The sequence below is a fragment of the Ruficoccus sp. ZRK36 genome (assembly GCF_019603315.1).
Taxonomy (GTDB): domain Bacteria; phylum Verrucomicrobiota; class Verrucomicrobiia; order Opitutales; family Cerasicoccaceae; genus Ruficoccus.
The window spans coordinates 3,708,157-3,720,468 of the sequence record NZ_CP080649.1; the positions used below are offsets into that span (position 1 = coordinate 3,708,157).

The window sequence follows — 12,312 nt, forward strand, 5'->3', positions numbered from 1 at the left end:
GGCTTCGAGGCGAGGCAATTTTGAGAATTGTCGAGCCGAGGACACGAAAAACGAACCAAAATCCGGCCAAGTGGGCGACCTGAGTTATTTTGTCCACGTAGCCTAGTGTCTGAGACAATCACATACCTTCCGGACATCCACAAACCGACCGGACCACCCAATAATCACACCACCCATGCCCTGCAAAATCACCCTCATCGGAGCCGGCTCAGTCGTCTTCGCTAAAACCCTCATCGGCGATATCCTGCGATTCCCCGAACTGGCTGATGCCACCATCTGCCTGATGGACATCGACCCGGCCCGCCTCAAGGTGGCCGACGTGATGATGAAGCGCATCGCGCAGAAGCTCGGCGTGCCCGCTCGTATCGAGTCCACCATGGATCAGCGTGAGGCCGTCCGCGACGCCAACTACGTCATCTGCACCATTCAGGTCGGCGGCTTCAAGCCCGGCACGGTGACCGACTTTGAGATCCCGGCTAAGTACGGGCTCAAGCAGACCATCGCCGACACGCTGGGCGTGGGGGGTGTCTTCCGCGCCCTGCGCACCATCCCGGTCATCAACGGTATCGCCCGCGACATCGCCGATGTCGGCCGCCCCGGCTGTCTGTTGCTGAACTACACCAACCCGATGGCCATGAACTGCTGGGCCGTCGAGGAAGCCGTCGGCATCCCGCATGTGGGCCTCTGCCACTCGGTCTTTGGCACCGCCAACCTGCTCAGCCGCTTCGCCAAGCTGCCCGCTGAGGATGTGAACTACCTCGTGGCCGGGATCAACCACATGGCCTTTTTCCTGAAGTTCCAGTACAAGGGCCAGGACGCCTACCCGCTCCTCTACAAGGCCCTCGAAGACCCCGAGCGCCGGCACGAGCTGGTGCGCTTCGAGATGATGCGCCGCACCGGCTACTTCGTCACCGAGTCCAGTGAGCACCAGAGCGAGTACGTCCCGTACTTCATCAAGCACGGCGAGGAGATGATCGAGCGCTTCAGCATCCCGATCAACGAGTACATCCGCCGCTGCGAGGCCATTGTCAGCACCTGGAAGGAAACCGAGGCCAACCTGCTGGGCAAGGACGGGGACATCGAAATCAAGCCGCAGTCCCATGAGTACGGCTCGTACATCATCCACTCACTGGAGAGCGGCCAACCGCGCACCGTTTACGGCAATATCCCGAACAAGGGCACCATCGCGAACCTGCCCGACCGCTGTAATGTCGAGGTCCCCTGCCTCGTGGACGGCACTGGCCTGCACCCGGTCAAGGTCGGCGCACTGCCTCCGCAGCTTGCCGCCATCTGCATGAGCAACATCAACGTGCAGGAGTTGACCGTGAAGGCCGCCCTCACCGGCAAGCGCGAGCACATCTACCACGCCGTCATGATGGACCCCAACGCGGCCTCCACCCTCTCTCTCGACAACATCTGGGCCATGTGCGACGAGATGATCGAGGAGCACCAGCAAAACGGCCTGCTGGGCGAGTTCAGCCCTGTACTGAAAAACACCGGGCGCGGCTTCACAGGGATCGGTGACCGCGTCATCGCCCGCCTCGACGCCAAGGGCGCCTTTGCCACTGCCGAAGGCGGCGTAAACACGCTCAGCCTGAGCATTGAGAATCCGACCGACGAGCCCTTCGAGGTCGCCTTTACCCTGCGCCCGCAGGACGCGCGCATGCGCCTCAACGGCGACGAAAATGTCTCGCTCACCATCCCGGCCCAAAGCACCGAGACAGCCGAGTTTACCACTGAGAACGTGGAGCCCATCAATGAGCCCTACCGTGTCGCGCTGAAGAACGACGATCTGCAGGTGCTCGCCATCGGCGCCTACCTGCAGCCACGTGTGATGCTCGAAAACGACGAGGACGGCTGCGCCCACTTCGCCATGAAGCTGTCGGGCTTCGACGCAGTGGAAGGCTCGCTCGCCAAGGACGGCGACAACCTGCGCGTCTCGATCAAGGTCCACGACTCCGACATCAAGGAGTGTCTCGACCACCGCAAGAACGGCTCCTATGTGCGCCTGCTCTTCGCAGACCCGGCCCACTCTGACAGGATTGAGGAGGCGGTGCTGCGGCCGGGCTACGACGGCGGCGATCCGGTCTTGCTGGACGGAGCGAGCAAAACGATCGAGGGAGCAAGCGTCACTCAGCGGACGACCCCGATGTACTACGAAGCCGACCTTACGCTACCGTTGGTCGGGCTGAACCTGGACCCATCGCTGGACGGCCTGCTCTTCGACTGTATCTGCAACCTCGGTGCCCTGGGCGATGCCCACTCCGGCGGCCAGACCAGCCTCGGCGGAAAGGTAGAATGGAACCCCACCAGCGGACATTTCGCCTGGGCCCAGCTCGCCTCCGCCACGGCGGGCGCACCGGCCTGAGTCTGATGTAACGCCTGCAAACCCTTCACCGGGTCTTCGCGACCCACAAAGAAAGCCGGACGGGAAACCGTCCGGCTTTTTGCTGTCGTAAATACGATGCTCGCAGCGAGAGGCTCACACCCCTGCCGGGGCGACGATGTGCGCGCCCTCGCCAGTACGGGTATGGAAGACCTTCGGGCTGTGTCCGAAGCGCTCATTGTAACGGGCGCAGGCTTCCTCGGCGATCGCCTCAGAGAAGGTCCCATCGGTCACGGCCATAACGGCCCCGCCGAAACCACCGCCGGTCAAACGGGCGCCATGGACGCCGGGGAGGTTCTTCAGCTCGTCCACGAGGAAGTCCAGCTCGTCGCAGCTGTTTTCAAAGTCATGCCGCGAGCTTTCGTGCGAAGCGATGAGCAGGTTCCCCATGCGCTCGAGATCGCCGTCCTGCAGGGCTGAAGCCATCTCATGCACACGCATGCTCTCGGTGATGACGTGGCGGGCGCGCTTGAGAAGGATTTCGGACATCTGCCCGGACACGCTGTCGAGCTGCAGCAGCGAGGCATCAGCCAGACACTCCAGCTCGGGGTACTTGACCTTCAGGATGTCGTACGCCTCCATGCACTCCTTGTGACGGTCGGCGTAGAAAGAGTCGATCAGCGCGTGCTTTTTCTGGGAGTTGAAGACCCAGAAGTGGACACCGGCGGGCATGGGCACGCGGTCAAAGGTCTCGGTCTTGCAGTCGATGGTGACGATGTGGTCCTTTTCACCGAAGGCGCTGACGCCCTGGTCGAGGATGCCACAGGGCATACCGACAAACTCGTTCTCGGCCTTGCGGCCAAAGCGGGCCATCTGCTTGCGGTCGGCGTCAAAGCCGAAGGCGGACTTGTAGGCGTAGGCAGCGGCCAGCTCAAAGGCAGCGCTGCTGCTCATGCCCGCGCCGGGAGGCAGCGTGCTGGCGAGCGCCATCTTGAAGCCGCCCGGCATATCGAGCCCGCTCTCACGCATGGCGTTAAAGACGCCCAGCGGGTAGTTGGCCCAGCTGTTGTTACCCTCCAGCGGCTTCAGATCGGTGAGGTCGACGACGACCTGCCCCTCGAGCTTACGGTCTACCAGTACCGCTGTCGGCTCCGGAGTACGCGTGAGCGCGATCGAGATCACACAGTCCACAGCCACGCCCATCACGGGCCCGCCATTATAGTCGGTGTGATTGCCGATGAATTCCAGACGACCGGGAGCCATGGCGAGATGCTCGGGCTCTTCGCCAAAGTGTTCTTTAAAGCAGGTGACGACTTCTTTCATGGTACAAAGAAAAAGCCCGCAGTTACTGCGGGCTTTCTCAAGTCTAAAATGACGGAACAGATTAGAGAATGCCCTTCAGGCCGGCACCCGGCTTGAACTTGACAGTCTTGGAAGCGGCAATCTTGATCTTCTCACCCGTCTTCGGGTTGACGCCGGTGCGGGCGGCACGCTTGGTGACGGAGAAAGTACCGAAACCGATGAGCTGAACAGCCTTATCCTTTTTCACGCCCTTTTTGACAGCGTCGAGAAAGGCGTCAACGGCACGTTCGGCCTGAGCCTTGGAAGTGTCTTTACCGAGTTGCTTTTGCACTTCGATAACAAGCTCTGCTTTATTCATATTGGTATAGATGTATTGGATGTTTACGGTTTGAGAATACAATGCCGATTAGGTAGGTGTCAGCTATGCACCGTCAACCCAAATATTGGGTTCAACCGGCCTTTTTTTGAGGTTTCGTGCGGGTTCAGCCCTTTTCTGGCGGGGGATCGGTCCAAACCTCCCCCTGTCGCCCCCTGACCATCAGCCTCAGAAGGTGGTCCATGGCCTCAACCTGCTTGATATTGCGTTCGAGGGCAATTTGCTCCGAACGTTTCCATAATTGACGGGCCATAACGGGGGCCTGCTCAGGGCTCGCTCCAAGGTTCTCGCAAAGCTTTTCCAGCTTTGATAGGTCCTGATCCGTCATCCCAGTGCCCCCCTGACCGTAACTGCCCCAGCCCCGACAACGCTCAACGCAGTCCCTTCGGTCAGCGCGCGCTTTTTCAGCATGGCCAATCCGATGACGGAACCCTCGCGGGCTGCAGCCGAGCGCAGCTCGCCCACAGCCTTACCTTCGGAATTAAGTATCTCTACTGGGAGGGATTCCGGAAGCTTCTCCAAGTCAATCTGATGCAGCGCCCGCTGGGTCCGCCCCATCGCGTGCAGGCGGGCCATCACCTCCTGCCCCAGATAGCAGCCCTTATTAAATGAGACAGCGACTTTCTCCAGCCCGCCCTCCTGCGGCAGGTCGCCGGGGCCGATATCCACCGGCACCAGCGGGACACCCGCCGCGATACGCTCGTAGGCGAGGATCGAGGGGTCGGCGTTGAGCTCCAGGCCCTCCGGCAGGCTGTAGAGCCAGAGGGTCTCGCGGTCTGGACTCCGGGAATGCCGACCCGCGAAACACACCGCGGCGGGTGTACTCTTACCAGCGGGCCTCGGTGTCACAGGGATAAAGATCCCATCGGCAGGCACATCATTCTCATCCAGGCCGATTTCAACCACCAGGCAGGCAGTTTCCGTTAAATCCTCAATCTCGACCTCGTCGGCGATGATGTTCTCCTCCAGCTTGGCGATGAGGGAATCCGCCGGGCAGCCATAGCTCAGCAGCAGGTAGTCTTCCGGGCCGAGCCAAAAGATCAGGCTGTCAGCGCAGACCTTGCCCTTGCGGTCGAGCCAGAGCCCGTAGCAGTATTGGCCACGCTGGAGGTTACGTAAGTCGTTGGAGCACTGGCTCTGCAGGTAGTCGGGAGCATCTTCGCCCGTCACCCGCAGGACGGCGGCAGGCTGGAATTTGGTGGTGAGAGGAGTCGGCATAAGGAGAAATTTGTAAAAAAGCTGAACCGGATTAAACGGAGGTTGTCCAAGAATAGCCTTGAAAAGACCGCCCGCGTCAAACGTGATATGACCTTTTTATATAGATCCCATGGAGCCCTGTAAGGTCACTGACATCAATATCGCCGCCACGCGGGAACTTCCCGCCCCGGCCCAACTGCTGCAAGAAATCCCCCGTACGGAGGCGCAGCAGGCATTTGTGGCCAACGCGCGTAGCGAAATCCACCGCATCATCTTCGGCAACGACAAGCGCCTGCTGCTCGTCGTCGGCCCCTGCTCGATCCACGACATCAAGGCCGGACGCGAATACGCCCAGCGCCTGGCCAAGCTCGCCGAGCAGGTCAAGGAGCGCATCCTCATCGTCATGCGCGTGTACTTTGAGAAGCCGCGCACGACCGTCGGCTGGAAGGGCCTGATCATGGACCCCTATATCGACCGCACGTACAATATCCCGGCTGGCCTGCGCATGGCCCGGGAGTTCCTGCGCGAAGTCATCGACATGGGGCTGCCCACCGCCACCGAGCTGCTCGACCCGATCACCCCGCAGTACATCGCGGACCTGATCTGCTGGTCCGCCATCGGGGCGCGCACCACCGAGAGCCAGACCCACCGCCAGATGGCCTCCGGCCTCTCCATGCCCCTGGGCTTTAAAAACAGCACGGACGGCTCCATCGAGGCCGCTATCAACGCCATTAACGCCGCCAGCCGCGAGCAGACTTTCCTCGGCATCGACCAGCAGGGTCGCGCCGCCTCCGTCACCACCAAGGGCAACCCCAACTGCCACCTCGTCCTGCGCGGCGGCAAGAGTGGCCCCAACTACGCGGACACCCACATCAGCGATTACATCAAGAAGCTGAAGTCCTCCGGGCTCATGCCCGCCGTCATGGTGGACTGCTCCCACGATAACGCCAGCAAGGACTACACCCGCTACCCGGCGATCCTCTCTGACGTCGTACGCCAGATCAGCCAGGGGCAGGACGGCATCATCGGCGCGATGGTTGAGAGCAACCTTTCCGGCGGGAGCCAGAAAATCGTCGTGGGCGAAGAGCGCAAATACGGCGTCTCCATCACCGACCCCTGCCTGGGCTGGGAGGACACTGAGAAGATGGTCCACACGACATTTAACGCGCTCGAAAGTCGCTTTTCTCTCGCTTAATCTGAATCAGTAATCATTATCTCATCCCGTTATCCAAATGAGCGCAACTAATGTCCTTTATAAAGGTAACCCGTATCGAAGCAAAACCATGAGCAAAGCACCTATTCGTGTCGCAGTCACTGGCGCCGCCGGTCAAATCGGCTACGCCCTCCTCTTCCGCATCGCATCTGGCCAGATGTTCGGCCCCGACCAGCCGGTCGCCCTGAACCTGATCGAAATTGAACCCGGCATGAACGCCCTCAAGGGTGTCGCCATGGAGCTGGAAGACTGTGCCTTCCCGCTGCTGACCGAGGTCGTCCAGACCTCCGACCTGAACGTCGGCTTCAAGGACGTCAACTGGGCCCTGCTCGTCGGTAGTGTGCCGCGCAAGAAGGGCATGGAGCGCGCTGAGCTGCTCGGCATCAACGGCAAGATCTTCGTCGGCCAGGGTAAGGCCATCAACGACAACGCCGCCAAGGATGTGCGCGTACTCGTCGTGGGTAACCCCTGCAACACGAACTGCCTGATCGCCATGCAGAACGCCCCGGACGTCCCCAACGACCGCTTCTTCGCGATGACCCGCCTGGACGAAAACCGCGCCAAGAGCCAGCTCGCCGTCAAGGCCGGCGTGCCCGTCAGCGCCGTCTCCAACCTCTGCGTGTGGGGCAACCACTCCCCGACCATGTTCGCCGACTTCACCAACGCGAAGATCGACGGCAAGCCCGCCACCGAAGTCATCACCGACAAGGAATGGCTCGAAGAAACCTTCCTGCCCGTCGTCGGCAAGCGTGGCGCCGCCATCATCGAAGCCCGTGGTGCCTCCTCCGCTGCCTCCGCCGCCAACGCCGTCGTTGACACCGTGGTCAGCCTGACCACCCCGACCGCTCCCGGCGACTTCCACAGCGTCTGCGTCTGCTCCAGCGGCGAATACGGTGCCCCCAAGGACATCATCACCTCCCTGCCGATCAAGAGCGACGGCACCAAGTGGGAAGTGGTCAAGGGCATCCAGCTGAACGACTTCGCCAAGGCCAAGATCCAGGTCTCCATCGACGAGCTGACCTCCGAGAAGGAAACCGCCATGTCCGCCCTCGCCTAAAGCGAGCGCCCCACGGTATCCAATCCAAATAACGCACGCGGCCCTCACGCCGCACCCTTTTCAAGCCCGGCAGCAATGCCGGGCTTTTTGTTTTTCCGGGGCTGCGCGCCCCGGACCCGCGGCAGGCAGAGCCTGCACTTTCGATTCAGGACTCGTGCTACGCACAAGTCCTGAATCGTCATTGAGCTCGGTCCTGTCGCACCTCAGTTCCCAATTAACGCTTCATCGCCATAAAGAATGGTGTCGACCCAGTTTTGATATTCGTATCTCAGCGTTTGTGCAAAGCAGAGCCTCTGCTTTGCACAAACGCTGACACGATGCGCAGCATCGAAAGTGCAGGTCCGGCTGGACCAGCAATCTTCAAGGAGCGTAGGGGCAGAGCCCCTCAATCGGATCAAACGCCGTGCGTTTGCTGCGGGGCGTGGGGGTGCATAACCCCCCACAAAAAAACCTCTCCCTCCCCTGCCCTTCAGAAATCGCGGCGGCCGTCGAGGGCGCTTTTGAGAGTGGCGGAGTCGGCGTAGGTGATGCCGCCGCCGCTAGGCAGCCCAAAGCCGATGCGCGATAGGCGGATGTCTTCGCGCCCGGCCAGGAGCTCGTCCTGAATGTAGTGGCAGGTGGCCTCCCCCTCGATGTCGTTAGACAGGGCGAGGATCATTTCCTGCACTTCGCCGTCGTCGATGCGCTTGCGCAGGCTGGCGAAGTTCAGGTCGCCGGGGCCGACACCGTGCAGCGGCGAGAGCTTACCGTGGAGCACATGGTAAACGCCCCGGAACACACCCGAACGCTCGATCGCGAGCAAATCAGGGACGGTCTCGACGACACACGTCACCTCCCGGTGACGCGCCGGATCAGCGTAAATGGCGCAGGTGTCGGACTCGGTCAGGTTGCCGGTGATGGGGCAACGGCGCAGATTGGCAGCCGCCTGCTGAAGCGCCTCGATCAATGGCTCCAGTCGCTCTGGCTTCTCCACCAGCAGGTGCAGCGCGATGCGCTCAGCCGAGCGGTAACCCAGCCCCGGCAACTGCTTTAAAAGCTGCTCCACCTTTTCCAGTGATTCCGACATGAGAGTTGATTGGATTTGGAGTGGTTTTGGGGGATAGCTGGGGCTGCGCGCCCCAGACCCGCGGCAAGCAGAGCTTGCATTTTCGATGCTGCGCATCGTGTCAGTGATTGGCGAAAAGAGCTAGGCTCTTTTCGCCAATCACTGAGCAAAGCATCAAAACTGGGTCGCCACCAGTACTTCATCCAGCGGGGCAGCGAACGCAGTGAGCGATGGGGCAAAGCCCCATCCAGATGCGAAACATCTGCGGTGCAGGGCTGCGTCCTGCCTACATGAAGCCGGGCATCTGGAAGCCAGCAGTGGCCTCAGACATTTTTTCCTCGTTGAGGGCCTTGGCCTTGGCGGCGGCGTCTTTGATGGCTTCGAGGAGGGTTTCCTGGACGATCTCGGCGTCCTCCTTGATAAACTCGGGGTCGATCTTCAGGTCGAGGAACTCGCCCTGGCCGTTGACCTTGACGGTCACAGCGCCACCACCGGCCGACACTTCCAGCTCGGTCGCAGTCAGCTCCTCCTGGATCTGCTCGACCTTTTGCTGCATTTTCTTCGCTTGCTTGAGTAATTTACCGACTCCTGCCATAAGGCCACGAAGTGAAGGCGAAATTCCCGCCCCTGTAAAGGTCAGTTTTTGGTAAGCATTACCGGGAATTTCCCTTGCCTTGAGGGGCGCGGGCGGCTTGCTTGGACGGCCTATGCGTATTCGAGCTTTTCAAGGACTGCGGCCCACTCCCGAGTCGGCCACGAAAATCGCCTCTCTGCCCTACGACGTGGTCAACACCGCCGAAGCGCGTGAGCTGGCCGCGGGGAACCCGCTGAGCTTCCTGCACGTGGTGCGTGCGGAGATCGACCTGCCCGAGGGCACCGACCCGTACTCGCCAGAGGTGTACGCCCAGGCCAAGGCAGCCCTCACCCGTCTCGAAGCCGAGGGTGGCCTGCAGCGCGAGTCTGAGCCCTGCCTGTACCTTTACCGCCAGCAGATGGGCGAGCACGTCCAGACCGGCGTCGTCGGTGTCTTCAACATCGAGGACTACGAGAACAACCTGATCAAGAAGCACGAAAAGACCCGCAAGGCCAAGGAAGACGACCGCACCGCGCTCAACCGCACGCTGTCGGCCCACCCCGGCCCGGTCTTCCTCACCTACAAGGGCGAGCAGGCCATCGACGGTATCGTTGACAAGATCACCGCGGAAAAGCCCTTTGTGCAGTTCACGGCCCCGGACGGCGTCGAGCACACCGTCTGGCGCGTCCCCGGTGGCAGCGAGCTAGTCGAAGCCTTTAAGACCGTCCCTGTGGCCTACGTGGCCGACGGTCACCACCGCAGCGCCAGCGCTGCCCGCGTCGGAGCCGAGCGCCGCGCCGCCAACCCTTCCCACACTGGGGATGAGGACTACAACTGGTTCCTCGCGGTGGCCTTCCCCGGCGACCAGCTCAACGTCCTGCCCTACAACCGCTACGTCCACGACCTCAACGGCCGCACCCCCGAGCAGCTGATCGCCGAGATCAGTAAGGTCTGCGAAGTGACCGAGGGCGCCAGCCCTGAGCCCGCCGCCTACGGCGATGTCTCCATGTACCTCGACGGTAAGTGGTACGGCCTAAAATTCCCCGGCGGTGAGAGCGACCCGATTTCCCGGCTCGATGTTTCGCGCCTGCAGGACCACATTCTGGCCCCGCTGCTCGACATCGACGACCCGCGCACCAGCGAAAAGATCGACTTCATCGGCGGTATTCGCGGCACGAAGGAACTCGTCAAGCTCGTCGATAACGGCGGCGGCGTGGCCTTCTCCGTTTACCCGGTGACCGTGGACCAGCTGATCGACATCGCCGACGCCGACGCCATCATGCCCCCCAAGAGCACGTGGTTCGAGCCGAAGCTGCGCAGCGGCCTCTTCATCCACACCTTCTAGCAGGGCAAGCCCTGCACCCTCGGTGCTACGCACCGGGATGGCCTTTCCTGGAGAAAGGCCATGGGCCAATAGACTAAACGCCTACTTCTTTAACTTACCAGCTGCGCGGGCATACTCGCGCAGCTTTTTTATATGCTTGCGAGAGGTAAGCTTCACCCATGGCTCCGCCTTGGCGGATACATCAATGCCACCGGGTGCAACCCGGTGCAGGGCTCGCCCTGCTCTGCCTGCCTACTCGTCGGCGTCGGTTTCAGAGCCGTTGCGCTGGAAGGGGCTGCGGAAGAGCTGACCGGGGTCGCCGCTTTCGCCATCAGGGGAGACGGTACTGACCGCGCCGTGGCTGTCCCGCATCTGCATCGGGATGGACTCCAGCTGGCCCTCACCGGTGCGCTGGACGGGGATCCCCTCGTCGGTCTTGTTACGCTCAAACATGAAGCGGTTGACCTCGCGCAGGTTCACCTGATCGATGTAGTTCTGCATCCGGCGCCCCTCGGGTGAGGTTATCTCGGCACCCTGAAATTTACCCGCCATGAGGTTTTCCATCGCGTAGTTCCAGTTACGCGGTTGGGTCATCTTGCGGTTACCGGCGGCCATCTCGGTGTTGCGCATTTTCATATCCATGGTCGAGTACTCCTTTTTCTCGCCACTGAAGCGGTCGGCCTCGGAGAGCATGGTAGACTTTTTCTGCCCGAGGGTGGAGAACTGCGTGTGCCACTCGGTCAAGTCCATGCGGGTGCCCCCGAACTGGGTGTTCAGCTCCGGCTTTTGCACACTGGTGTCCAGGCCCTCAGCCTTTTGGTTCTCGATGTTACTGCGCTGACCGTAGTTGATCTTTTTTAACCCGGCAGACAGCGGCAGCGTCACGGCCACGGAAAGAAAGATGTAGGGGAGCCAACGAAACATAAGCTTCTATTATCACCTAAATCGGCGCCCAATGCAATAGGGCAATTTACCGAGGAGACGGGGGTGCAACCAACCATTTCGGGGCAAAGCTCACGCCGTCGTTGACTTTGACGGGGTTTGGTCGAAATCTGTCCCCATGCAAGGCTACCTCGATCTGCTGCGGCTCGTCATGGACAAGGGTGAAGACCGACCGGACCGCACCGGTGTGGGCACGCGTGGCGTATTCGGGGCACAGGCCCGCTTCGATCTGGAGAAGTCTTTCCCTCTCCTGACCACCAAGAAAATCCATTGGCGTTCAGTCGTTTACGAGCTTTTGTGGTTCCTCAAGGGCGACACAAACATCCGCTACCTGAACGAAAACAAGGTCTCCATCTGGGATGAGTGGGCCGACGAATCCGGCAGCCTCGGCCCCGTTTATGGAGCGCAGTGGACCCGCTGGCAGTGCCCCGACGGACGCCAGATCAACCAGCTCGACGAGCTGATCGAAAACCTCCGCACGAAGCCCCACAGCCGCCGCCACATCGTCTCGGCCTGGAACGTCGCGGACCTGCCCGACGAGTCGCGTCCGCCGCATGTGAACGCCGCCGAGGGCAAGATGGCACTGCCGCCGTGCCACACGATGTTCCAGTTCTACGTCTCGCAGGACGGCGGCCTCAGCTGCCAGCTTTACCAGCGCAGCGCAGACCTTTTCCTCGGTGTGCCCTTCAACATCGCCTCCTACGCCCTGTTCACCTGCATGGTCGCCCAGGTCGCCGGTCTGCGGCCCAAGGAGTTTATCCACACCTTTGGCGACCTGCACCTGTACCGCAACCACTCCGAGCAGGTGGCCACCCAGCTCGCCCGCGAGCCGCGCCCCCTGCCGCAGGTAAAACTCAACCCCGCGATCAAGCGCCTGGCAGACTTTGACTACAGCGACGTGGAGCTGATCGGCTACGATCCGCACCCCTCGATCAAGGCCCCCATCGCGGTCTAAC

At 61.3% G+C, this 12,312-nt stretch carries 11 protein-coding genes; 5 read left to right on the forward strand and 6 right to left on the reverse strand.

Features of this window, described 5'->3' with window-relative positions; translation table 11 throughout:
* Positions 1 to 175: 175 nt before the first annotated feature.
* The gene (locus tag K0V07_RS16155) at positions 176 to 2,368 is read left to right on the forward strand and encodes an alpha-glucosidase/alpha-galactosidase (RefSeq protein WP_220622427.1); all 2,193 of its coding nucleotides are present in this window, start codon (positions 176 to 178) and stop codon (positions 2,366 to 2,368) included.
* Positions 2,369 to 2,482: 114 nt separating this feature from the next.
* Here K0V07_RS16155 and galK read toward each other — a convergent pair whose 3' ends face one another.
* The 3 genes from galK to K0V07_RS16170 all read right to left on the reverse strand — a co-directional run bounded on the left by galK (position 2,483) and on the right by K0V07_RS16170 (position 5,222).
* Entirely contained in the window at positions 2,483 to 3,649 is a 1,167-nt protein-coding gene (galK, locus tag K0V07_RS16160; RefSeq protein WP_220622428.1) for a galactokinase, read from the reverse strand.
* A 61-nt stretch (positions 3,650 to 3,710) separates the two neighbouring features.
* Entirely contained in the window at positions 3,711 to 3,986 is a 276-nt protein-coding gene (locus K0V07_RS16165; RefSeq protein ID WP_220622429.1) for an HU family DNA-binding protein, read from the reverse strand.
* A gap of 342 nt (positions 3,987 to 4,328) precedes the next feature.
* Entirely contained in the window at positions 4,329 to 5,222 is an 894-nt protein-coding gene (locus K0V07_RS16170) for a hypothetical protein (RefSeq protein WP_220622430.1), read from the reverse strand.
* Between the two features lie 109 nt (positions 5,223 to 5,331).
* Here K0V07_RS16170 and K0V07_RS16175 point away from each other — a divergent pair, with 109 nt between their 5' ends.
* Both K0V07_RS16175 and K0V07_RS16180 read left to right on the forward strand, forming a co-directional pair.
* Positions 5,332 to 6,396 (forward strand): 3-deoxy-7-phosphoheptulonate synthase, encoded by a 1,065-nt coding sequence (locus K0V07_RS16175; protein WP_220622431.1) that lies wholly within the window; start codon positions 5,332 to 5,334, stop codon positions 6,394 to 6,396.
* A gap of 88 nt (positions 6,397 to 6,484) precedes the next feature.
* A complete protein-coding gene (locus K0V07_RS16180) occupies positions 6,485 to 7,471 on the forward strand; it encodes a malate dehydrogenase (RefSeq protein WP_220622432.1) in 987 nt (328 codons plus the stop codon).
* Between the two features lie 469 nt (positions 7,472 to 7,940).
* On the opposite strand, the gene recR is transcribed toward K0V07_RS16180, so the two are convergent.
* Complete coding sequence (recR, locus tag K0V07_RS16185) at positions 7,941 to 8,537, reverse strand: recombination mediator RecR (protein ID WP_220622433.1); 597 nt, start codon at positions 8,535 to 8,537, stop codon at positions 7,941 to 7,943.
* 265 nt (positions 8,538 to 8,802) lie between these two features.
* Positions 8,803 to 9,111: a YbaB/EbfC family nucleoid-associated protein gene (locus K0V07_RS16190; RefSeq protein ID WP_220622434.1), complete on the reverse strand. Its 309-nt coding sequence runs from the start codon at positions 9,109 to 9,111 to the stop codon at positions 8,803 to 8,805.
* 112 nt (positions 9,112 to 9,223) lie between these two features.
* On the opposite strand from K0V07_RS16190, the gene K0V07_RS16195 reads away from it, so the two are divergent.
* Positions 9,224 to 10,435 carry a DUF1015 family protein gene (locus K0V07_RS16195; protein WP_220622435.1) on the forward strand — a complete coding sequence of 404 codons (1,212 nt, stop codon included), beginning with the start codon at positions 9,224 to 9,226 and terminating at the stop codon, positions 10,433 to 10,435.
* A gap of 231 nt (positions 10,436 to 10,666) precedes the next feature.
* Here the strand turns inward: K0V07_RS16195 and K0V07_RS16200 are convergent, their stop codons facing one another.
* Entirely contained in the window at positions 10,667 to 11,338 is a 672-nt protein-coding gene (locus K0V07_RS16200) for a hypothetical protein (protein ID WP_220622436.1), read from the reverse strand.
* Positions 11,339 to 11,474: 136 nt separating this feature from the next.
* Here K0V07_RS16200 and K0V07_RS16205 point away from each other — a divergent pair, with 136 nt between their 5' ends.
* On the forward strand, positions 11,475 to 12,311 hold the full coding sequence (locus K0V07_RS16205) for a thymidylate synthase (RefSeq protein WP_220622437.1): 837 nt from the start codon (positions 11,475 to 11,477) through the stop codon (positions 12,309 to 12,311).
* Position 12,312: the final 1 nt, after the last annotated feature.

Excerpts from the sequence above, each read along its gene's own strand:
- K0V07_RS16155 (WP_220622427.1), top strand. The coding sequence starts at position 176 with ATGCCCTGCAAAATCACCCTCATCGGAGCCGGCTCAGTCGTCTTCGCT.
- galK (WP_220622428.1), bottom strand. The coding sequence starts at position 3,649 with ATGAAAGAAGTCGTCACCTGCTTTAAAGAACACTTTGGCGAAGAGCCC.
- K0V07_RS16165 (WP_220622429.1), bottom strand. The coding sequence starts at position 3,986 with ATGAATAAAGCAGAGCTTGTTATCGAAGTGCAAAAGCAACTCGGTAAA.
- K0V07_RS16170 (WP_220622430.1), bottom strand. The coding sequence starts at position 5,222 with ATGCCGACTCCTCTCACCACCAAATTCCAGCCTGCCGCCGTCCTGCGG.
- K0V07_RS16175 (WP_220622431.1), top strand. The coding sequence starts at position 5,332 with ATGGAGCCCTGTAAGGTCACTGACATCAATATCGCCGCCACGCGGGAA.
- K0V07_RS16180 (WP_220622432.1), top strand. The coding sequence starts at position 6,485 with ATGAGCAAAGCACCTATTCGTGTCGCAGTCACTGGCGCCGCCGGTCAA.
- recR (WP_220622433.1), bottom strand. The coding sequence starts at position 8,537 with ATGTCGGAATCACTGGAAAAGGTGGAGCAGCTTTTAAAGCAGTTGCCG.
- K0V07_RS16190 (WP_220622434.1), bottom strand. The coding sequence starts at position 9,111 with ATGGCAGGAGTCGGTAAATTACTCAAGCAAGCGAAGAAAATGCAGCAA.
- K0V07_RS16195 (WP_220622435.1), top strand. The coding sequence starts at position 9,224 with ATGCGTATTCGAGCTTTTCAAGGACTGCGGCCCACTCCCGAGTCGGCC.
- K0V07_RS16200 (WP_220622436.1), bottom strand. The coding sequence starts at position 11,338 with ATGTTTCGTTGGCTCCCCTACATCTTTCTTTCCGTGGCCGTGACGCTG.
- K0V07_RS16205 (WP_220622437.1), top strand. The coding sequence starts at position 11,475 with ATGCAAGGCTACCTCGATCTGCTGCGGCTCGTCATGGACAAGGGTGAA.